Source organism: Alteromonas australica (assembly GCF_000730385.1).
Lineage (GTDB): Bacteria > Pseudomonadota > Gammaproteobacteria > Enterobacterales > Alteromonadaceae > Alteromonas > Alteromonas australica.
Genome location: NZ_CP008849.1, coordinates 1016204 through 1038638, shown reverse-complemented (window position 1 = coordinate 1038638; position 22435 = coordinate 1016204). Strand labels below are relative to the sequence as shown.

At 45.0% G+C, this 22435-nt stretch carries 23 protein-coding genes; 10 read left to right on the top strand and 13 right to left on the bottom strand.

Annotation, left to right across the window (positions count from 1 at the left end):
* Positions 1-144: 144 nt before the first annotated feature.
* The 3 genes from EP13_RS04540 to wecA all read right to left on the bottom strand — a co-directional run bounded on the left by EP13_RS04540 (position 145) and on the right by wecA (position 3057).
* Complete coding sequence (locus EP13_RS04540; protein WP_044056251.1) at positions 145-1002, bottom strand: glycosyltransferase family 2 protein; 858 nt, start codon at positions 1000-1002, stop codon at positions 145-147.
* Positions 999-1886 (bottom strand): glycosyltransferase, encoded by an 888-nt coding sequence (locus EP13_RS04535; RefSeq protein WP_044056250.1) that lies wholly within the window; start codon positions 1884-1886, stop codon positions 999-1001. The genes EP13_RS04540 and EP13_RS04535 overlap by 4 nt, the downstream gene beginning before the upstream one ends.
* A gap of 109 nt (positions 1887-1995) precedes the next feature.
* A complete protein-coding gene (gene wecA, locus EP13_RS04530; RefSeq protein WP_044056249.1) occupies positions 1996-3057 on the bottom strand; it encodes a UDP-N-acetylglucosamine--undecaprenyl-phosphate N-acetylglucosaminephosphotransferase in 1062 nt (353 codons plus the stop codon).
* Positions 3058-3386: 329 nt separating this feature from the next.
* Here wecA and EP13_RS04525 point away from each other — a divergent pair, with 329 nt between their 5' ends.
* The 8 genes from EP13_RS04525 (at position 3387) to galE (ending at position 11367) form a co-directional block, all read left to right on the top strand.
* On the top strand, positions 3387-3776 hold the full coding sequence (locus EP13_RS04525) for a hypothetical protein (protein ID WP_044446370.1): 390 nt from the start codon (positions 3387-3389) through the stop codon (positions 3774-3776).
* A gap of 10 nt (positions 3777-3786) precedes the next feature.
* On the top strand, positions 3787-5610 hold the full coding sequence (locus tag EP13_RS04520) for a polysaccharide biosynthesis/export family protein (protein ID WP_044056248.1): 1824 nt from the start codon (positions 3787-3789) through the stop codon (positions 5608-5610).
* A gap of 6 nt (positions 5611-5616) precedes the next feature.
* Complete coding sequence (locus EP13_RS04515) at positions 5617-6396, top strand: ABC transporter permease (RefSeq protein ID WP_044056247.1); 780 nt, start codon at positions 5617-5619, stop codon at positions 6394-6396.
* Positions 6393-7067, top strand: a complete 675-nt coding sequence (locus tag EP13_RS04510) for an ABC transporter ATP-binding protein (RefSeq protein WP_044056246.1) — start codon at positions 6393-6395, stop codon at positions 7065-7067. The genes EP13_RS04515 and EP13_RS04510 overlap by 4 nt, the downstream gene beginning before the upstream one ends.
* Before the next feature lie 11 nt (positions 7068-7078).
* The gene (locus EP13_RS04505; RefSeq protein WP_044056245.1) at positions 7079-8197 is read left to right on the top strand and encodes a capsule biosynthesis protein; all 1119 of its coding nucleotides are present in this window, start codon (positions 7079-7081) and stop codon (positions 8195-8197) included.
* Between the two features lie 246 nt (positions 8198-8443).
* On the top strand, positions 8444-9964 hold the full coding sequence (locus tag EP13_RS04500) for a peptide MFS transporter (protein WP_044056244.1): 1521 nt from the start codon (positions 8444-8446) through the stop codon (positions 9962-9964).
* An 81-nt stretch (positions 9965-10045) separates the two neighbouring features.
* The gene (locus EP13_RS04495) at positions 10046-10348 is read left to right on the top strand and encodes a DUF6170 family protein (RefSeq protein ID WP_044056243.1); all 303 of its coding nucleotides are present in this window, start codon (positions 10046-10048) and stop codon (positions 10346-10348) included.
* Positions 10345-11367 (top strand): UDP-glucose 4-epimerase GalE, encoded by a 1023-nt coding sequence (galE, locus tag EP13_RS04490; RefSeq protein WP_044056242.1) that lies wholly within the window; start codon positions 10345-10347, stop codon positions 11365-11367. Before EP13_RS04495 ends, galE begins: the two co-directional genes overlap by 4 nt.
* Before the next feature lie 96 nt (positions 11368-11463).
* Here galE and EP13_RS04485 read toward each other — a convergent pair whose 3' ends face one another.
* Genes EP13_RS04485 through ccmA form a run of 10 tightly spaced genes read right to left on the bottom strand, consistent with a single transcriptional unit; the run spans position 11464 to position 19430 of the window.
* Positions 11464-12291 carry an MlaA family lipoprotein gene (locus EP13_RS04485; RefSeq protein ID WP_052364509.1) on the bottom strand — a complete coding sequence of 276 codons (828 nt, stop codon included), beginning with the start codon at positions 12289-12291 and terminating at the stop codon, positions 11464-11466.
* Between the two features lie 47 nt (positions 12292-12338).
* A complete protein-coding gene (gene ccmI, locus EP13_RS04480) occupies positions 12339-13610 on the bottom strand; it encodes a c-type cytochrome biogenesis protein CcmI (RefSeq protein WP_044056241.1) in 1272 nt (423 codons plus the stop codon).
* A complete protein-coding gene (locus tag EP13_RS04475; protein ID WP_044056240.1) occupies positions 13607-14050 on the bottom strand; it encodes a cytochrome c-type biogenesis protein in 444 nt (147 codons plus the stop codon). Before EP13_RS04475 ends, ccmI begins: the two co-directional genes overlap by 4 nt.
* On the bottom strand, positions 14047-14649 hold the full coding sequence (locus tag EP13_RS04470; RefSeq protein ID WP_044056239.1) for a redoxin family protein: 603 nt from the start codon (positions 14647-14649) through the stop codon (positions 14047-14049). The genes EP13_RS04475 and EP13_RS04470 overlap by 4 nt, the downstream gene beginning before the upstream one ends.
* A complete protein-coding gene (locus EP13_RS04465; RefSeq protein WP_044056238.1) occupies positions 14646-16658 on the bottom strand; it encodes a heme lyase CcmF/NrfE family subunit in 2013 nt (670 codons plus the stop codon). The genes EP13_RS04470 and EP13_RS04465 overlap by 4 nt, the downstream gene beginning before the upstream one ends.
* A 1-nt stretch (position 16659) precedes the next feature.
* Entirely contained in the window at positions 16660-17142 is a 483-nt protein-coding gene (ccmE, locus tag EP13_RS04460; RefSeq protein WP_044056237.1) for a cytochrome c maturation protein CcmE, read from the bottom strand.
* Positions 17143-17171: 29 nt separating this feature from the next.
* Positions 17172-17393 (bottom strand): heme exporter protein CcmD, encoded by a 222-nt coding sequence (gene ccmD / locus EP13_RS04455; protein ID WP_044056236.1) that lies wholly within the window; start codon positions 17391-17393, stop codon positions 17172-17174.
* A complete protein-coding gene (locus EP13_RS04450) occupies positions 17393-18139 on the bottom strand; it encodes a heme ABC transporter permease (protein WP_044056235.1) in 747 nt (248 codons plus the stop codon). The genes ccmD and EP13_RS04450 overlap by 1 nt, the downstream gene beginning before the upstream one ends.
* Positions 18139-18807, bottom strand: a complete 669-nt coding sequence (gene ccmB / locus EP13_RS04445; RefSeq protein WP_044056234.1) for a heme exporter protein CcmB — start codon at positions 18805-18807, stop codon at positions 18139-18141. Before ccmB ends, EP13_RS04450 begins: the two co-directional genes overlap by 1 nt.
* Complete coding sequence (gene ccmA / locus EP13_RS04440; RefSeq protein WP_156026728.1) at positions 18804-19430, bottom strand: cytochrome c biogenesis heme-transporting ATPase CcmA; 627 nt, start codon at positions 19428-19430, stop codon at positions 18804-18806. The genes ccmB and ccmA overlap by 4 nt, the downstream gene beginning before the upstream one ends.
* Positions 19431-19613: 183 nt before the next feature.
* On the opposite strand from ccmA, the gene EP13_RS04435 reads away from it, so the two are divergent.
* Positions 19614-22019: a flagellar hook-length control protein FliK gene (locus EP13_RS04435; RefSeq protein WP_044056233.1), complete on the top strand. Its 2406-nt coding sequence runs from the start codon at positions 19614-19616 to the stop codon at positions 22017-22019.
* On the top strand, positions 22016-22327 hold the full coding sequence (locus EP13_RS04430) for an EscU/YscU/HrcU family type III secretion system export apparatus switch protein (RefSeq protein ID WP_044056232.1): 312 nt from the start codon (positions 22016-22018) through the stop codon (positions 22325-22327). Before EP13_RS04435 ends, EP13_RS04430 begins: the two co-directional genes overlap by 4 nt.
* Positions 22328-22435: the final 108 nt, after the last annotated feature.

Below are 22435 nucleotides of genomic sequence, written 5' to 3'. Positions count from 1 at the left end.
GCTACAACTAAGCGACGAATTGCACATACCTGACTAACATCTACGCTATCACCTGATGGAAATTTGAACAAGCCATGTACAGCGACTTGCACCAATTTATAACACTCGCACCAGAATAAACGCCAGTTATTCCTCAAAGCACTATTATGGGCTGACAACTTTCCCTTTTTTAGCTCGAATCCCGTCGTACAACCCTTTTCTCATCAATTGCCCGCGACGTTTTCCATTTTCGAAACAATAGCGGTTCACAAGATATCGCAACGGTATTGCGGTTAAATGACGAAACTTCCAATACAATGGAACATAGGGTCGACGAGATAATACTAGTAGGTTCCGCATTTGATAATACAAGCGTATAGGCGCGCCCTTTTTAAAGGTTACACCTGCAATTCTAACTCTATCGTCGCCTTGCCGATGGGGCATACATACCGATAAGGATTGATAAACGCGCCAGCCTCTCTCTTTGGCGCGCCAGCACCACTCGTGATCAACGCCATCAATAAATAAATCGCTTTCTTTTTCTCCTACCTCATGAAACGCTTGTTGGGAAAGCAACATGCCTGAGGCAATAATTTGTTTAACCTCTTTCAGGTCTTTTGTAATTTGCTTACCTTTTTGTAGCTTTCCTTCCACTTTTTTCCGGCTAAATTCACAATGAATAGAAGGACCGATTGCTGCTACAGGATTTGCGCGCTCAAGCGACACAAATTGAGAGAGAAGCTTGGCTGCCATATCAGCAGAAAAATGACTGTCTTGATCGAGTAAAAAAGCATAGTCGACACAATCAAAGGCGCGTTTTAAACCTTCATTTTGCGCTTTCGCTATGCCTTCGTTGTTAGGGAAATGCAGATACTCAGCCTGCGCGGGTAGGTTAAATTGATGAGCGATTGGTGAATTGTCGACCAAATAGATACGCCATTGAGGATCAGCGAAGCCATCGATTATGCCCTGAACATGAGCAATGTCAGGGTTAAATAAAACAACGATTAGACCGCAGTTCAATGTTTACCAAACCTCTCAAGAAGGTGCCTATCAAGTTTGTACGCCCACTTAACCACATTGCCTGGCATTATACGTAGCGTTAGCACGCCGCAGGCATAAAATACGTTATAGGGCGTTAGGCGTTTAAGCTTAACCATTGCATGCCACCGCGCTTTAAACTCGTTGATAGATTTGGTTAACCCTCTACGTTTATAAAAGTTATTCACCCGCCTGAAGGCCAGTAGTCTGTCTTTTAAGTTTCTAAAAACAAACCCTTCGGCAGCGAGGGTAATCCAAAGGAAATAGTCTTGAGTGTTCAGTAAGCTGTTGTTATATCGGTAACCTTGCTCAAATACGCTATAACGAATAACCACAGTGGGGTGATTTAGCGAGCACCGCCTTGGTAAAATGTTGATAATTTGCCTGTGGGATGACGGCATTACCCGTGAGCCTACTTTTTCGCCTTTTTCATTGATCTCAGTTAAGGCGGATCCTAACACTGAAATATAACTGTGCTTTCTTAGATAGCTAACCTGTCTGGAGAGTCGGTTCGGCGTAGAAATATCGTCGGCATCCATACGTGCAAAAAACGTGGGAGAAAGGCATGCGCCCCACTCCACAGCACGGTTCATGCTCTCGGCTAACCCCACATTAAAGGTATTTTGCGCCAGCACCAACCGGTTATCTGAAAACGCCTTATCTTTGAGGAGATTCGTCATTTTAACGGATACTTCACCATCGATAACAACAACAAAAACAAAGTCTTCGTAAGTCTGATTTAAGATACTATCAATGGCTTGGATAACCCATTCTTCTTTATCACCATGATACAACGCCATCCCAACCAAGGTTTCTGCATTATTTTTATTATATTTGTTATGAAGCAGAGAGAAATGTTTATGCAAAGGTAACTACCACACTAAAGAAGGCGCACGAATCCGTAAAGGAAACACGGCCTTCAAAACAAAAGGCAAAGAATACTAAGTGAGGAACCCTTTGGATGAGTTATGGCACTCACTTAAAGGTGCGTTTGATAACTCTTAGTACGCTCCAAATATTTTGGATAACAATACTATATACCACCAGTAAAACCAAGAATCCCCAAAACATAATCGCTTCAGGTACTTGATAAACTTCACCGAGTATACCTATTAGGCAGTAGCACGCGCCCATGCACAAAATAGCAATGAGTGATTGACGACTACTTAGCCCTGCACGCATGAAGATATTATGAAGGTGTTTTCGGTCTGGGCGCAGCATCGATTGGCCTTTGCGAGCCCGACGATACATTATAGCTGCCATGTCCATGAGCGGCAGGCCCGTTAACCATACTGCGGTAATGGGCCGAAATGCTGCCCCCTCGCCTTGAGTGTGATCCACCAGTAACCAGACAATAGTAAGGCCCACAAACATACTTCCGGCATCACCCATGAAGATTTTGTTGCCTTTAAACCCTTTCCAGCTAAGGTTAAATGCTAAGAAAGGCACAATAGCAGCAACAATGATGAGCGGCTCCATAATAGAAGCACCATTACCAGTAGCCACCAAAAATCCTACCATGGTAAGCAAAATAACTAAGCTCATCCCTCCAGCAAGGCCATCGATGCCATCAATCATATTAAATGCATTAATAACACCCACTACGCAGACAATGGTAAAGAAATAGCCACCAATACCCATGGCGACGTCACCGAATCCAAAGATATTGCCAAGTGAAGTAATGTAGTTTTGTGCGCTCCACGCCATAATAGACGCAACACCGAATTGACACATCAAGCGCCCTTTAGCACTTAGATCGAATCTGTCATCAAGCATTCCCAGTAAAACAATAAATGCGGATGCCGTGAAAAACAGTGGGTTGTTTTTCATCCACACATCAGTGGCAACACTTGCCACAAGAACAGCCATGAAGATGGCCACCCCTCCCGTTAATGGGACAATGCCAGCATGTCTTTTTCTGGCACTAGGTTGGTCTACAAGTCCAAATTGATGAGCAAGGGGGGTCATCACTACCAGTAAAATAAGTGCAACAAAAAAAGCCGTACACAGGGGCACAAACTGCAAATAAGCTAGCATTTCAAGCAAAACCTCTCGACATTCACATGCGCGTCGGGACACGTGGATGGTATAAAATACGATATGACTTGAATAAACGAAGTGTCCATTTTAAATAACCTTTCCTTTTTCCATTCTGCTGAGGGTTGTATAATTATTTTGTGAGCGAGTACGGAAACGCTCATACATGATAATAAACATTCTCCGCGGAGACCACCTTTGCCTGTAAAAAAGTTTCGTTTTACTTTCAGCTTTTGTTGACATTTTTCAGATTCCCCTCTTAGGAGGCCATGATTTTTCCAAATCTTGTGTTATCCTACGGCCAAATTGCGATATGGATATGACAGTCAATGTTAAAAATTTTCAGAGGCTCTGCGCTTTTAATTGGTGTTGCTACCCTCTTGGGCGGTTGCGCGTCAGCCCCAAGAACCACCGAAGCAGACATTCCCCTAGTGCACGCATCGCTCGCATACTCGTTGTCAGCTGAGCAAGATGTAGCAATAAATATTCCAAAATTAAATACGGCGTTTCATACCAATAGCCCTATCTCAATAACCTACCAAGGGCAGAGTTATAAAACGTCGAAATATTACGTATCAGCATCGGGTAATCAGTGCATGCGTTTAGACCCCTTGCAAACGAGTACGGTTTCATCGCAGCGCGAGCAGCGCCTTACTGCATGTAACCGAAATGGCCAATGGTCGGTCATTGCACCATTAGTTGTTTCAACGGATGAATAAAGGTACCACAATGAAAATCTCGAAAACGCACCACTTTTTCGCGGGACTTCTCTTATTGTGCAGTTGTGTAACCAGTCCAAGTATTCTTGCACAAACCACAGAACAGCTGTCGCAACTTCGTCAGCAGGTGTCTCAATCTAATAACAGCGGCACGACAAGTACCCCTAATGTATCTCCCTTGAATGTTAATTCACAACGCACATTGCCTGACAACGGTGGCGATGTGAACACCATGGGGCAATTTTCCACGCAACCTCGAAACGGCGTAAGCTTGCCAGGTGAACCAACGATTAACACCGTTTTTCCAGCGCAAGAACCTATGCAGAACCCTCCATTTGCTGCCAACCTATTTATTGGCGGCTTCGAATCGGAGCGTACCAGTGGCCTAAACGACAACTATATGGTTGCGCCAGGCGATAAGATCTCTATTTGGATTTGGGGCGCTGTTAACTACTCAAGCGTGGTGACGGTTGACAATCAAGGCAACATTTTCATCCCCAATATTGGCCCAATTCGTGTTGCCAATACGCCAGCAGGTACAGTGAATCAAACGGTTACCACTAAAATACGACAAGTTTATACCAACGACGTTAACGTTTACGTCAACCTATTGACCACTACGCCCGTGTCTATATATGTCTCTGGCCCAGTTTTAAGACCAGGTCAATATGCTGGCTTAGCCTCAGATAGTGTTCTGTACTATTTGAAACGCGCCGGTGGCATCGATTTTCGCCGTGGCAGTTTCCGCCAAATAGATATTGTAAGAAATGGTAAGGTAGTTGCTTCTGCGGATTTATATGCTTTTTTCAGAGATGGTAAGCTTCCTAACCTGTCGTTTAAAGACGGCGATACCATTCTAGTTAACCCTATCGGCAATACCATTGTGGTTGAAACAGGGGCACGAAATAGCTTTACCTTTGAATTCTCTAGCGAAGAGCTAAATGGTGAGGTGGTGAACTACTTTGCACGTCCTGGGGAATTTGCGTCTCATGCTTCTGTTGCTGGCGTGCGTAACGGCAAGCAATTTGCGCGTTACCTTTCAATTAGTGAGTTTTCTCAGTTACCACTACAAGCCGGTGATACAGTGGAATACGTTGCCGATAATGAGCCTCAAATTTATCGGATAAATGTCGCTGGCGCTTTTGCAGGCGCGTCGCAACTCATGGTAGATAAAGGCACAAGATTACTTGATATCTTGGACCATATTGAAGCCGATACCACACTATCTGATACTCAGAATATTTATTTATTGCGAGAATCAGTAGCCGTAAAACAAAAGGAAATTATTGAGCAAGGTTTAGAGCGTCTAGAGCGCAGCATGTATACCGCACCTATCAGCTCTACAGGTGAAGGCGCGATTCGCGCCCAAGAAGCGCAGTTAGTTGCAGACTTTATTGCCCGAGCGCGTCAAGTAGAACCTCAAGGTCGCGTGGTAGTGTCTGAAAATGGCGACATTGCAAACATTCTTCTTGAACCAAACGATACCATAGTGATCCCTGAAATCACCGATTTAGTGCACGTAGGTGGCGAAGTTATGCTACCTCAATCTGTGGTTTTCAATCCTGACGCTACCACTGAGGACTACATTGCGTGGGCTGGTGGCTTCACTCAAAGAGCTGAAGATGAACGCATTATGGTTATTCGTAAAAACGGTAATGTTGCCTTTAGCAGTATTGATGATGGCATGCTGTCATTCACTGACAATAAACCACACTTGGCACCTGGGGATCAGATTATCGTATTGCCAGCTATTGATACCAAGGTTTTACAAGCGGTGAAAGACATTACCCAGGTAATTTACCAAATTGCCATTGCAGCAAACGTAGCTACCTAACTTGATATGGTAACCTTTAAAGCACAACTTTACGCATGGAGAAGTGTAATATTTGCACTTTTCCTTCGTGAACTACAAAGTAAATTCAACGACAAATTTGGCCTCGGCTGGGCATTTCTCGAGCCTTTTGTATTCATATTTGCGTTGTCTTTCTTTAGAAGTATTTTACGCCCTGGGGATGTACATTCTATCCCACTGTTTATCTTTATGATGATTGGCTTAATGGGCTTACAATCGCTAACCAGTTGTTTAAACTCGGTTTCGACTTCCATTAAGCGTAATAAGCCCCTGTATGCCTTTAGGCAAGTGCAGCCCATATCCGCCATTCTAACCGCTGGTTTTTTAGAGTTTTCGATAAAAGTCATAGTGGTTGCCTTGCTTGCGCTGGCGCTCTATTTGATTGGTGAGGGCTTTGCTATTCATGACCCTCTCCTATTAATATCGCTGTTCGCACTTCTGTGGATTTTTTCAATTTCATTGGGGTTAATATTCGCGATTGCCGCTGCGTTTGTACCCGAAGTTAATAAAATTAAGGCTTTGCTCACGCGACCTCTCATATTCATCTCATGCGTATTTTTTAGCTTACAAGATCTACCAGAGAAGTTTTGGCCTTACTTAACATGGAATCCCTTGGTACATTTCAATGAACTAGCGCGTTATGCTTGTTTTGAATCATACGGTGTCAAAGGGGTATCGTATATATTCATTATCGAAGTCACAATTGCAACTGTGTTTTTAAGCTTGGCTATGTACCATATAACTTGGAAACGGGTGCTATCGCGATGATTAAATTAGAAAATTTAACAAAAAGCTACCCCAGCAAGATGGGGCCACAGTATATTTTCAGAAATTTAAATTTTAATTTCCCTACCGAAAATAACGTCGCTATTTTAGGTAAGAACGGGGCTGGTAAATCTACCCTTTTTCGTATGCTGGCGAAGAGTGAATACCCGGATAGGGGGAGAGTGCTAACCAACAAAGCGATGTCTTGGCCCGTTGCTCTACAAACGGGTATTCACCCACAAATGACGGGGCGAGAAAACACCCGCTTTATTGGTCGAATCAACAATGTCACTTCTATTGCGGAGTATGAAGAAAAAGTACAGGCTTTCGCCGAATTAGATAAACGCTTTGACTTACCAGTGAGAACCTACTCTTCCGGTATGCGCGCCAAACTCGTGTTCGCGTGTTGTATGAATGTCGGTTTTGATATTTATTTAATTGACGAAGCGACCTCAGTGGGCGACCCACTGTTCCGTAAAAAAGCGCGACTTTCACTGAAAGAAAAAAGTGAAGAGGCTGGCGTTATTATGGTAAGCCACGAGCTTGATCAAATTCGCGAGTTTTGTACCTCTGCGGTAATCATAGACGATGGCAAATTACATTATTACGAAGATTTAGAAGAAGGCATCGACGTTTACACGCAGGATGCAGATAACAAAAAGTCGCTAAAATAGGTTTATTAAACGTGGAAAAATCCCTTACCCAACTGAATGCTCTTCTGAAGAAACACAAAACCCTTTTGCTTGTTCTTCCTTGGCTTTCATATGCTTTTTATCTGATTATTTGGGCAGCGCCCCAATACGAAAGCCACAGTCAATTGATTGTTAAATCTAGTGATGGTGGCAGTAGCTTCGACCCCTCATCTTTACTTGCGACTGCAGGTATGGGCAGTACCGGGGTTACAAACGATAGTCAATTGGTGGAAGCCTACATACAATCGGCCGATATGATTGAATACCTCGACGAAACAATAGGTTTACGTGGGCATTATATGTCTGACGAAGCTGACATGTTTAGCGGCTTGTCTGAAAATCATAGAAAAGAAGACTTTTACCAATTCTATCTCAGTCACATTGAGGTTAGCGTTGATTCTGCTTCATCTGTTATTTCTCTGCGCACTCGTGCCTTCACGCCCGAATTTGCGCTACAAATAAACCAGGCTATCGTAAAAAAAGCAGAGCAGTTTATTAATAACATCAACAACGATCTGGCTAAATCGAAGCTAACATTTGCAAAAGGTGAGCATGAGATTGTTGAGCAAAAACTACAACAAGCCAAAACAGATATTCTTGGCTTTCAAGCTAAATATAATGTGTTAGACCCGACAGCTGAAGGCGCAGCGTTTCAGCAAATCGCCTTCTCTTTAGAAGCAACGCTTGCGCAGAAAAAAGCCGAGCTCAGTACCATGTCTACCATGATGTCTAACATGGCACCTGAAATTATCAATATAAGACGGGAAATAACCGCCTTACAAGAAGAAGTCGAAAAGCAAAAAGAGCGCATTAGCACCGCTGACGGCCAAGGTGAAACGCTTTCTGTGAGTGAGTTAATGGCACAATACAGTAATTTACAAGTGCAGTTACAGTTAGCGATTCAAGCTTACTCTTCGTCATTAATCACCCTTGAAAATGCGCGCGTGGAAGCTTATCAAAAATTACAACATCTGGTGACCATAGAGTCCCCTACCTTGCCCGACGATAACGCCTACCCTAAAGTCACTTATAATTTGATTTTATTTGGCGTTATTTTGCTGCTTCTTTACGGCATTGTGCGCATCGTTGTCGCCACCGTTCGCGAATTGTAAAGCCCAATAGGTACCCCCTACCTGAGCTCACCAGCCGGCCAAAAATGTTCAATATTTGGCCGGTTGGCACATCATTTCCCCAGATTATCGACCAAATCTTGTGTCTTCGCGTTCGCTCTAGTATAAGCATTCATGGATAGGTAGCCTAAGCGAGCCCATAGGGAGTAATTTCTAACAGTAGATTACTGAGCCATGGGATACGCGCGCTACAATAATAACCATACTCAATATGGAACAAATAAAAATATGAAACCATCTAACGATTCTAGTTTCTTTGGCCATCCAGGAGGCCTTAAGACACTATTTTTCACAGAAATGTGGGAACGAATGAGCTATTACGGTATGCGTGCGCTACTGGTCTTGTTCATGACAGCAAGTTTGCAAACTCAAGGGTTAGGCTTAACCGTTGCCACCGCGGGAGCTATTTATGGCTTATATACTGGCGCGGTATACTTCTTAGGCTTACCTGGCGGTTGGTTGGCTGACCGTTTGATTGGCGGTAAGCGAGCGGTATGGTATGGAGGCATCATTATATTTGCTGGCCATATCGTCCTTGCCATCGACCTACAAAACCTCTTCTTTGTTGGTCTTATTCTTGTTGCTACCGGCACGGGGTTGCTGAAACCTAATATCTCGGCCATGGTAGGCCAGCAATATAGTGAAGAAGACACCCGTCGAGACAGTGGCTATGCCCTTTACTATATGGGTATTAATATTGGTTCGCTTATCGCTTATTTTGTTACTGGCTATCTTCAGGAAGATTGGGGCTGGCATTATGCCTTTGGTGCAGCCGCGGTAGGGATGGCATTTGGGTTAATCCAGTACCACTTTACCAATAATACGCTCGACCCTAAATCTGTTGAACCTGCTAACCCGTTTGTTGGTGAAGCCCGCAAAAGAGCTTGGATGGCGGTTAGTGCGGTCGTCGTCGCGGCGGTGGTCGTGATCGTTCTTGCACATATGGGAACCATTGTAATTGAACCTGTGGCCCTTGCTCAAAAAGTGGCTATCTTATTTACCACGGTATTTTTCGCTTACTTCGGCTTCATTTATTTCAAAGGCCAACTAACCGATAATGAGAAAAAGCGCTTATGGGCACTTTTACTTGTTTGTATCGCTTCTGCCTGTTTTTGGTCTGGCTTCGAGCAAGCTGGCTCCTCTTTAAACCTCTTTGCACAAAACTATACCGATAGGGTTTTAGAAGGCGGATCCTTCCTAACGTCGTGGTTTGGCATGACTGCAATTCCTACCGTTTGGTTCCAGTTGTCTAATTCGCTGTTTATCGTCATTCTGTCGCCATTTTTTGCAGCGCTTTGGATAAACCTAGCTAAACGCATGATAGACCCCTCATACACACTAAAGTGTGCTATCGGTATTGTGATTATGGCAAGCGGCTTCTTAGTCATGTTTATGGCCTCTCAGTACGCTGCTCAGGGTCTTAAAGTCGCGCCTATGTGGCTTGTTACGACCTATTTCTTACATACTGTCGGTGAGCTTTGCTTAAGCCCTGTTGCATTAAGCGCGGTCAGCAAATTGTCGCCTAAGCGCTTTGCTGGCCAAATGATGGGAATTTTCGTGCTTACCTACTCAATCGGTAACATTATCGCGGGCCTACTTTCTGGTAATTTTGACCCAGAGAATGTCAACGAAATGCCTAACCTATATCTCCAAATCGCGTTGTTTAGTATCGCTATTGGTATCATTATCGCGTTGCTAAGCCTTAAATCACGCCATTGGGAAAAATCTGGTATCGAAGAAAAGGCATAAACAGTTTCAACTGTTTTCACAATCCCCTACAATAACCGCCGTAAACGCTTCGTTTCGGCGGTTTTTTATTTAGAGCAACTTATGAATTTCTACTTTTCAACACGTCACATTCCAGCACTAAAAGGGCTCCCTTTGGCTGAGCGGGTTAAACGTTTAGACCAAGCGGCAAAGAAGCTTACTGTGCCAGAGAAAACCCTGCTAAATATACTCAAATTGCTCGTTATTGTGCCTGTATTTGTTCTTATTCTTCAAACCGCATCGAATTGGACCTCGCTGCTATGGGCACTTCTTGTTTTTTTACTTTACCCCTTGCTTGTGAAACCGATACAAAATTCAATGAGCGCTAAGTACCTAGCGCCAGCACCAGAAAAGGAAAATGCATGAAAACCATCTTAGTGACCGGCGGAGCCGGCTATATTGGCAGTCACACAGTGCTGCAACTTCTTGAACAAGGATACGGGGTTGTGGTGTTGGATAACTTGTCTAACGCTAGTGCAGAATCACTGCGTCGGGTAGAAGCGCTGACCGGAAAGTCGGTGGCCTTCGTACAAGGAGATATTCGTGATACAGCAGTATTAGATGGCATTTTCAGCGATAATGACATATTCGCGGTTATCCACTTTGCTGGGCTTAAAGCGGTAGGCGAATCTGTTCAAAAGCCGTTAGCGTATTACGAAAACAACGTTTACGGTACACTGACCTTGTGTAACGCCATGCAAAAACACAACGTTAAAAATATTGTGTTTAGTTCATCTGCGACTGTGTATGGTGACCCTGCCTCTCTGCCACTTCGCGAAGACATGGCAACAGGGCAACCCACGAATCCCTATGGCATGTCAAAATTGATGGTTGAGCACGTACTGGCCGATCTTTATAACTCTGATGATCAATGGAATATTGTTCTATTACGTTATTTCAACCCTGTGGGCGCTCACGAATCAGGTCAAATAGGTGAAGATCCAAACGGTATCCCGAATAACTTAATGCCATTCATTTCACAAGTAGCAACCGGTAAATTGCAGCGTTTAAGTGTATTTGGTGATGACTATGACACCCCCGATGGCACAGGTGTAAGAGATTATATCCATGTAGAAGATCTCGCTAACGGCCATTTAAAAGCATTAGACCGCCTTGCATTGAATATGGGGCTAGATAAATACAATTTAGGTACAGGGCAAGGTTACTCTGTGCTCGAAATGGTAAAAGCCTTTGAACAAGCTTCTGGCAAAGACATTCCCTATACCATTGCTCCTCGCCGAAACGGCGATATTGCTGCCTGTTATGCCGACCCAACAAAAGCAGCGACTGAGTTGAACTGGCACGCAGATAAAGGCCTAGATGCCATGTGTGCAGACACTTGGCATTGGCAATCAAACAATCCTCAGGGTTACCCGAAAGATTAACGCCTAGCGATTCATTAGTAGGTTAGCTCTATTAAAAAAGCCCTTTCAGCACAGCTGAAAGGGCTTTTTTTGCATAAGAAATGAATGAACGTAATATTAAGGCTGTGGCTCTACCACTTCTTCTGTCGCCTCTTCATCAGTAGATTTCTCAGTCTCTTCCTCTACTTCCTCGTACTCTTCGTAGTCCAACATAGCTTCAAACTCAGCAAAGTCGTCTAGTTGTTCCTCATCAATGGCTTTATCACCGCTTTTTCCATCGGTGACCTTAAACGCTAAATTCTCAAAATAAGCGTTTTTCACAAAGGCATAGTCATCTATTGATTGTTCAATTTGTTGCTCCTGCTCAATGAGGGCAGCGCGAGTTTCAAGCAGTGAAATAAGGTATCGAGCAATGGCTAAGTTGCCATCAATAACCGCCATAGGATAAACCATGCCGTCAACCACCTCGCCAGAGAAACTGCGAGGATCATTAGGGCCAAGTGCAGGAAGCATTAAGAAAGGACCTGTACCCACGCCCATTGTTCCTAAGGTTTCACCAAATTCTTCTTCTTGAGAGGTAATTCCGAGCTTGTCCGCCACATCAATTGTGCCCAATAAGCCTATCGTTGAGTTCAACACAAAACGGGCTAAGCTATCCATTCCTTCATCAAACTTACCTTGTAGCATATTGTTCATCATGTTGGCAGGCTCTTGCAGGTTTTCTGCAGCGTTGAGCAGGCCGGTACGAGCGAACTGAGGCATAACAGTGACGTAACCTACCGTTACCGGGCGAAGAAAATAAGCGTCTAGCACTTCCCAGTTGAAATCCCACATGACGCGGTTAACCGATTCTAATGGATCTCTCGGATCCGAGGTATCAACCACTTCTTGCTGGGCGTTGTCGCTTTGTTGATTGGCATTATTTGTGGCACAACCACTCAACATACTGGTGAGAGCAAATCCACTGACCACAACCCATTTTGCTAATTTGTTCACTGTAGTTCCTTATTAATGGTAATACTTATCGCAGTATTTCGACCTTTACTCACTTTAGACTGAACACTGCCTTCCCACTCACCAGCGGCCACAGCCACATTTTCATCTTCTGAAATACGTGCGGTTAGCTTAACGTTCTCGAGGCTATCAAGTGTAAATTGCGGCATCATGGCATTTTCAACGGTTAAGTTAACGGTAAGTGGAAACGATGACAAAGGTCGTTTTACTACTGCCGCTGGCATACGATTTTGCGAATCCGCATCTTGTGCAAATACAACCAAAAAGCCTTCTGGCGGTAACGAAACGCTTGCTGCTTCAGATAGGCTTATGGTGATTGAAAATTCGGTCATCCCTTGCCCAGCATCATCCAAAGACTGGTTACTAGGCTGACTAAACGTCACTTTTTCTACTTGCCCTTCCAGTTCAGCAATACGACTAACCAAGCTTTGCGCCAATTCACTGTCCTGCGGTAACTTACTCTTCACTTGGTTATAGTAAAACGCTGTATTTTCTAAATCACCTAACTGCGCCGACACAACCGCCATCATAAGGGCTAAATTGTCATTTTCAGCATTCTCTTGAAGTAGATTCGCTAGAATACCCTGTGCACGGGATAAATTGTTTACATCACCTGTTGTCATCAGAGCCTGCGCTAAAGAGATGGCATTTGCTTTCTTGTCTGGGGCTAAGTTGACTGCACGCTCGATAGCTTCAATGGCTTGAACTTCTTGCCCTAAACTCAACATTAATCGTCCATAAACCATCCATCCACTGTCGTCTTCAGGCAAAGAGCGTATCTGCTGTCTAAGTGCTAAAGCAAGACTGATCATATCTTGCTGAGAAAGGTTATTGCCATTGCCGGTCGCTAATTGTTGGCTCAACTCAGGCAATGCCGCCATAGCATCACTTGCATGCTTCACCTTTGCCAATTGGTTTACATGAGCATAAACACTCACCGCGGTGGCAATAGCAATTGTTGCCCCCACGGCCAAAGGTAACCAGGCTGTACCTGTTTTTTGCGAAGCGAACGCCGACTCATCCACCAAGGCCACTTTTAGCTCATCGACTGCTTGAGCTTTATCGCCGGCAGAAATGAGCCCTTCACGTTCTTCACGATCCAGTTCTTGCAGTCGCTGTTTTACAATTTGTGTATTGCTTAAGCTATCTGCTTTTGCATGATTTTTACTGCGCAACCAAGGAAAAGCGACAATCAGTAATATCAAGGTAATTAACCCTGATATTACGAGGTAAAATTCAGACCACATCATTCTTTTTCTTGCTCCAACAAAGCATCTGCCTTAGCCAGTTTGGCCTGAAAATCCTCTGTTTTTTCGTTCTTTTTGCGTCTAACAATGAAAATAAAAGCCAATAAAACAAACAACACTGGCGTAGCCCATAGCCAAAACGTGGCTATGGTAATGGGCGGTTGATAGTGAACAAAGTCACCATAACGTGCTTTCATGTAATCAATAACGTCTTGTTCTGACTTACCTTGCTTTAACAAGGTATACACCTTGCGCCGCATGTCGTGGGCGATCATCGCATCGCTGTCAGCTATGTTTTGGTTTTGACACATCGGGCAGCGAAGTTCACTTGTCAGTGATAAAAACTGAGCACGCTGCTCAGGTGTGTCGAAAGAAAAATTATCTTCTGCGGCAAACGAAGCAGCACACATGAAAAGTAACAATGAAAAGAGCGTAAACCTCATTCACCACCTTCCTTATTTTGTTTAGCCTCAGCCACCAGTGCGCGATACAGGGGGCCAATTTTTGACGACCATACGCGTTCATTAATATCACCAATATGATGCATACGAATAATACCATTGGCATCGATAACAAAATGCTCAGGTGCGCCTGTGACCCCTAAATCCAAAGAGGTGTCGCGATACACGTCGAAAATATTAAACGCATAGGGGTTGCCATATCGGCTAAGCATATCTGTAACTTCTTGTTGTACCCGCGTCAGCGTTTTTGTACCAAAATCGGGGTCTAAATCCTGATCAAAATACAACCCCACAATGTGCACATTCTCTTCTTGCTTTAAGTGCGTTAAATACGGCATTTCCACCGCACACGTCACGCACCATACGCCCCACACATTAAGAATAGTCACTTCGCCTTTTAAATCAGCGGGTTCATAAGTCATCTCTGGCTGCATTAAATCTGGCAAAGAAAAAGGCGGAAGTGACTTTCCCTTTACCTGAGAGTCAAGCGCTCTAGGGTCGGAAAAAAGCCCTTTAAATAGAAACACAACAAGTAAGCTAAACAACACAAGTGGAATAATAACCAGTGGCGCTTTTTTCATTGCGCTTCTCCTTGCGTAGAGGGGCTACTCGATTTAACTATTTTTGCTAATGTCCCCTTTATTTTTTTCGATTTTGCCATTCGGTAGCGCTTGTCAGAAATGGAGCAGATTCCCCCTATTGCCATCACCACGGCACCGGCCCACAGCCACACCACAAAGGGTTTGATATAAATACGAATAGCCCAGGCACCATCATCTAAAGGCTCTCCCATGGCAATGAACAAATCACGGCTAATGGTTGAATGAATAGCCGCCTCTGTCATTGGCATGCGCTGTACCGTATAAAGGCGCTTTTCAGGTGTTAATCTAGCGACAGACTCACCGTTTTGAGTGACATCAAAGACACCGGCATCAGCGGTGTAGTTAGGCCCATTAGCATCAAGGACATCAACAAATGTGAAATCATAGCCGCCTAAAGACACCGTTTCGCCCACTTCCATACGCACATCACGTTCTGATTCGTAGTTTGAAACCAGAGTAATACCGATAATACTAATTGCAAACCCAACATGGCCTAAAACCATTCCCCAGTGACTAGGGGTTAGCGTTCGAAGTTTCGACAATGCCCCCGTATCAGTGGGCAATGCAGACAACCGCTGCAGAACTTCTTGCACCGTTGTAACCAAAATCCAAAATACCAATATCATGCCTAGTATCCCCATATAACTTGGGGTGTCGTAGGCAAAGTTAACTAAAAGGCCGGCACTTATTGCCAAGCCAGCGGCAATAAGCATTTGATTCTTCAGAGCAGAAACCCGTTGTTGTTTCCAACGAGTTAGCGGGCCTAGCCCCAACATCAATACGAATGGCACGATAAGTAGCGTAAACATTTGATTAAAGAAAGGCGCTCCAACAGAAATACTGCCTAGCCCCAGTTCTTTGTGCACTAAAGGTAATAGCGTACCCAGCAACACCACTATGGTAGCGGCACACAAAAATACGTTGTTTCCCATTAGCATCACTTCACGAGAAAATGCGTTGTAGCTACCAGGGCTTTTCAACGACGACGCTCGTAAGGCGTAAAGCAACAAACCAAACCCGCACAGTACAATGAGGATACCAAGAATAAACAAACCTCGGGTGGGATCACTGGCAAACGAGTGCACCGACACAATAACCCCTGAACGTACTAAAAATGTACCTAGCAGACTTAAGCTAAAGGCGGCAATGGCTAACAACACGGTCCACGACTTGAAAGCTTTTCGTTTTTCAGTAACGGCAAGTGAATGCATTAGCGCCGTACCAACAAGCCAGGGCATGAAAGAGGCATTTTCTACCGGATCCCAAAACCACCAGCCGCCCCAGCCAAGCTCGTAGTATGCCCACCAGCTACCTAATGCAATACCCACAGTGAGAAAGGCCCACGCGGCAATCACCCAAGGTCGTGACCAGCGTGCCCAAGTAGAATCAAGTTGCCCTGAAATCAACGCTGAAATAGCAAATGCAAATGCCACAGAAAAGCCCACGTAGCCCATATAAAGCATGGGGGGATGGATAATCATGCCGAAATCTTGTAGCAGAGGATTTAAATCACGGCCATCAACAGGGAAAAAGGGGAGCATGCTGTCGAAGGGATTGGAGGTTAGCAACATGAAAAGATAAAATCCAATACCCACCATACCTAATACGGAAAGCACCCGCGCAACCATAGCAAGCGGGATACCTTTACTAAAAATAGCGACTGCAACTGTCCAAATTGAAAGCATCAATACCCACAATAGGAAAGAGCCTTCATGGCCACCCCATACCGCGGTTATTTTGTAATATATGGGCAGTTTACTATTAGAATGCTGCGCCACATATGCAACACTGAAATCATCGTTCACGAACGCGTAGGTTAAGCATACGTAAGCGATAAGCGTAAACAGAAACAAGCCTATTGCTAATGGCTTAGCTGTTGCCATTAAGTTTTCGTGTTGACGTTGCGCCCCCCAAAGCGGATAAATCGCCAGCAATATCGACACAACTAACGCTAACGTGAGGGAGATGTTACCAATTTCAGGAACCATACTACAGACCCTCAGTGTCGTACTGGGGTGTATTTTCCGGCTTAACGTGTTTGATACCCTTCATTTTTTCAGCTAATTCAGGCGGCATGTACTCTTCATCATGCTTCGCCAATACCTCTTGAGCTTCAATACGCGAAGTGCCAGTTAATACACCAGTGGCGACAATGCCCTGACCTTCTCTAAACAAGTCAGGCAAAATACCCTTGTAAGACACTGTCACTGTGGGCCCGGTGTCCATAAGCTGGAACGTGACCGCTAAACTTTCATTATCACGGCTAACACTTCCAGGCACCACCATTCCACCAATACGCAAGCGTTGACCTACCTGTGGTTTTTGACCATTTTTTCCCTCAATGATTTCGCTAGGTGTGTAGAACAGGTCGATACTATCGTTCAATGCGTACAGCATTAAACCAATTGCAGCACCCACAAGTACCACGATTGTTCCAACGGCGGCCAAGCGCTGCTTTCTTCTTGGATTCATGAAACTCACTCACTTAATATCTGATAAATCTAACGGTCATGGGATGCTGAAACAGCGGCATTTTGTTTAGCGCGCTTTATACGCTGCTGACGTTCTTGCTCTAAAACTACCGATTTCAGATGGGACTTATGTTGCTGGTAGCTGGCAAAAACTAACACTGCCATGACACCGAAGCTGACGGCAAATGATAGCCACACGTAAAAGGCGTAGCCACCCATATGGATGAACGATGAAAAAGAATCAAACTGCATCACGCTACTCCTGATTCATCTGCAAGGCGTTTTACCCATGGCCTATGCATTTCTCGTAAAACAATTTCGCTACGAAGCCTTACTGTCGTCACCGCAGCAATAAAAAACGCGAACCCAGCTAAATTAATAAGCAATGGCCACAACATTTCAGGAGCAATAGACGGGTTGTCGAATTTACTGATAGTGGCACCTTGATGCAGTGTATTCCACCACTCAACTGAGTAATGAATAATAGGAATATTGACTACCCCAACTAGCGCCATTATACCGGCTGCTTTGCCGCCTTGTTGTTTATCTTCAAAGGCTCCATACAGAGCGATAACCCCTATGTATAAAAATAACAGTATTAATTCAGAGGTAAGCCTTGCGTCCCATACCCACCAAGCACCCCACATAGGTTTACCCCACGCTGCGCCGGTAAACAGCGCAATGAATGTCATCACCGCGCCTACAGGCGCCATAGCAATCATCGCCATATAGGCGGTTCGCCATTGCCACACCATGCCTACTAGCGCAGCTACTGCCATTGCAACATAAGTACTCATGGATAAAATCGCACTTGGCACGTGAATATAAATAATTCGAAATGAATCACCTTGTTGGTAATCCTGAGGCGCGAAGGCAAGCCCCCAAATCGTGCCTAGGGTTAAACACACACCTGCGCCAACCCAAAACCAAGGTTGTAGAGTTAAACACAACTGGTAAGCATTTTCTGTTTTCGCGTAGGGATGTAACCACTTCCACATCAGTTTTGACTCACTTTTAAAGAATAAGCTATGGCAAATGGCGCTGAGGCCGCTGCCAACAACAGCATGGCGCCTATAATAGCAAGTTGGGAGTAATAAGGTAATTGCAGTGCAGCGGAATCTACCGCCGACGTTGCGAAGATTAATAATGGAATAAACACCGGAATCAATAGCAGCGCAAGCAAAAGCCCTCCCCGTTGAAGCCCAACGGTTAACCCTACGGCAATCGCGCCAACAAATGACAGTAAGGGCGTGCCCAAGATTAATGTGGCGATAAGCGCAACGTACATATCAACGGTTAAGTTCAAAAACACCGCCAATAACGGGGATAATACCAGCAAAGGAAGAAAACTAATCAGCCAGTGAACAAGCACTTTGACTGCGGCCACACCACTTAGCGGCATACCTGACAACATGTATTGTTCCAATGAACCATCATTGAAATCTTCTCGAAACAATCTGTCCATGCTTAATAATGATGACAAAATAGCCGCAATCCAAATAACCCCTGGCCCAATGCGCTGAAGGGTTTCTGGCGCTGGGCTGACACCAAGAGGAAAGAGGGTAACCACCATGAGTAAAAACATAATGGGTTGCACTAACTCTGCTTTCTGCTGAAAGGCAATACGCACATCCCGGCGAGCGATGCCTAGTAATAAGTGCTTCAAAAGCGATACTCCAAATCTAATGTGGAATGCTTTCCTGCGTTTTCTGACAAGGGCTGATGCGAGGTTGTAATTATCATGCCCCCGTTATCTACATGCTGCTTAAATTGCCTTTCAAGCCATGCAATACCTGCTATATCTAGTGCGGTAAAAGGTTCGTCTAACACCCATATTTTTGCTGGCTTCAGCCATAAACGGCTTAGCGCTACGCGTCGCTGCTGGCCAGCCGACAGTAGTCGAACCGGGATATCTTCCAAGCCCACTAGCCCCAAGGTTTCTAAAACGGCGTAAATACCGCTGGGAGCAACTTCAGCGCCGTGTTGCGCTAACCAAAACTGCAAGTTATCCATGGCCGACAAAGCGCCATTCAAACCAGCTTTGTGACCTAAGTATATCAACGCACTTAAAAAGGAATGCGATGAAGCAATGGGCGTATTGTCGTAACAGACCTCTCCCGATTCAGGCTCGCTTAACCCGGTAATAATACGCAACAGGCTTGTTTTACCTGCCCCGTTTGGCCCGCGCAAATATAAGAGTTCGCCAGGCATCAATTGGAAATTTAATGCCTCGAACAACACGCGATCCCGCTTTACGCAGGTAAGCCCAGATATACGTAAACCGGACAAACGCACTCCTCATCTTCAGTCACTATTCAAATCCGCGCTAGTTTACCACACACGGCAAATTTCGCAGTCGCGAAAATCGATTAAATATGATTTACTTCAAGGACAAGGATAAAGCACGCAGGCAGTGATGAAGATTCTCCTGACTCAACTAAACTTCGCCGATACCGTGCCGATATATGACCTATGATATCTCAACTTTCTTTCATTCTTTCGCAAATTACCCAGCCCTCCGGGCAGGCAGCGTCATCGACCGCAAATGTGGCTGGGCAGCTTTCTCTTGCTACGCGCCTTGCAACTGCTGCTGAGGTAACCATCGCGAGGCTTCCGGAAAACATTCTGGCCATTAAGTCTCATCAGCAAACCGTGGCGAATATCCAGCTGCCACCGTCTTTAACGTTACCTAAGTCGGCCGCCTTGCAGCTTGCCGTGCTCAATCAAGGGGCAAATACCTCCCCAACAGCCATCATAAGCACGCAAAACTCGGGGGCTCAGTCAGCGCCTCAAACCCCGCAACAGCTAGCACTTATTAGTAAAGAGCTTGCCAGTTTAATTGTGAAAAACACCCAAGTTGCTGCCACTATTCCCGCAACGGTTTCATCAATAAATGACGCTAGCCTTTCACTAAACCTGCCCAAAGGTGGCCGCATTTCACTGCCTGTAGAACGACAAAACGCATCCAATAACCCATTGCTCACGGAGGTGTTTACCCCTGGTAAAAAAGTCAATATCAGCATAAGCGGTGACGGCACTAACAACATAAAGGTAACAGTAGCGCCACAAGAGCAGACATCCTCATTACGCAGTCAAACAACAATAAACAGTACGCTTTCTCTCGCGACCAAAAGTAAAGCAGGGGAAACCAGCCTTCAAAATCTGATGATGGGCGCACTTAATCATAAGGGCGTCGCATTTAACCACTCTAGTACTGCGCTGCCGCCAACCATCGAGCGCAATATACCGGCAATCGCTCAAGGCAATACCGTTCAACAAGCGTCTCATCTGGCACTACAAGGGAACACGTTGAAAAGCGTAAGCGCGGTCACAAACGTACTGGCAAAGGCGCCGTTGCCTCCGTCATTACAGGGCGTATTACAATCAAATATGGCGAACGCGTTACTCAATACCGCCTCTTTTTCTGAGAAAGCCTTGTCTAACAAGGTGCCCAACGCTCAAATTCTGACAACGCCCTCCCCTGTAGATAAAACAAATAATGGTGCAATTACCGAGGCCAACATACCTGGTAAATCGCTTTCATCCACAGGCAACGCTACGCAGTTGAAGGGTTCAGACATTCACCAAACGATTTTAGCAGTGTCTCGCACCTTATTGAGTCAATCCGGTTCGACCCAGCAGGCATTAACGCAACTGCTCAGCGTATTAAACGGCCAAGGCAGTACTAGCCCTACCGCTCATTCAGAAACCTTATCGCCCCATACTCAACGCTTTATCTCGCAGATGAAGCAACATATTGACTCTTTGCATGCAAAGGTACCTGTCACGCGCCCCAATGCTCTGCCCCCTCATACTGAGGCCACCATCACGCCAGCGCATTCTGAAGTCCCAACGACAGAATTAACCGATGAAGCGGCCCCAACGAATGCCAAAGCGCTTCCACAAGAGAGAAGTGTTAAACACACCCTTGGTCAACTGGCAAATTTGCTTTTAAGCAGTGTCAATAAACCTAAACCACAGGTTAGCCAAGGCTCGCCTGGGCAAGCTCAATACGACACCAGTAAGATGTCAGATGCTTTATCGTCCGGCTCACAAGCAAAAAATAGTGTAGCAGACACACACTCTGAAAATTCCACGTCAACCCCGAATCACCCAGACATGGTTAAACAGGATGCCAACCTCGCTAGCCGTATACAAAGCATGTTGTTATCCCCAGCATTACTTGCCACGCCAACTACCTTGAATAGTCCAATTGCCGCGTCTAATTTCGTTCAGGGCTTGGTGGCCTTATTGCAAGTATCCTTAGCCGGGCGTGCACTACAACGTCAGCCAAGCCTAAAAGCTCAGATAGATTTACCAGACAGCGTTATCAGCCGAACGTTAGGGGCAACCACGAATACTCAGGGTGCCACCAGCCGTGTGGCGCAAGATTTTGCTAATTTGGACAGTCGCACAAATATACTCAACAATTTGAAAACCCTATTAGCGAACCACCAGCAACATAAAGTATCGCAGGTAGAATCACGCATTCAGGGGCAAGACAACTTTTACTATATTTTGCCGTCCGTATCTCAGCATGCGGCTGCCCCAGAACTGCTCATTCAACGTGAGCCAGACCACCACGGCGCGAAAGGAAAAGAAAAAGGTAAGCAAAGCTTGTGGCATGTGACCATGAAATTAGATATTGGTGAGATAGGTGAAGTGCTGGCCAAATCAAAGATTAAAGGCGACACCATTACCCTTGATCTGTATGCGTCGAACCAAACCATAGTGGCCCGCATTGGCGATACGCTTCCTTATTTAAAACAGCGCTTGGCCGAATTAGGGCTAGAAGTCGCTTCTTCCAGCTTTCAACAAGGGAGTATCCCAACTACCTTGAGCACGCGTCCACATTCAATCTTTGAGACTCGCGTATGAGTGATAAAGCAAAACGCGCTATTGGTTTAAAGTATGACAGTAGTGATAAAAAGAATGCACCCAAGGTGGTGTCTAAAGGCTATGGCGATTTAGCACAAGCCATTATCGACATGGCTCACGAGACTGGCGTTCTTGTGCATGAAGACCCCTATTTAAGTGAAGTACTTGGTAACCTTGATGTAGGGCAAGATATTCCAGAATCCTTGTATTTTGTGATTGCCGAGTTACTTGCTTACTCTTATGTACTTCAAGGAAAAGTCCCCCCTGGGTGGGAAGACGTTATAAAGCGCATCGATTTTCATGCCTAAGCGTTAAGGTGAGCGTATTAAGGTGTATGTACTAATGCATCAAAATCATGACGCAATAAAAAGCCAGCGAAAATACAAAGCTTCTCACTGGCTTACTCGATGATATTT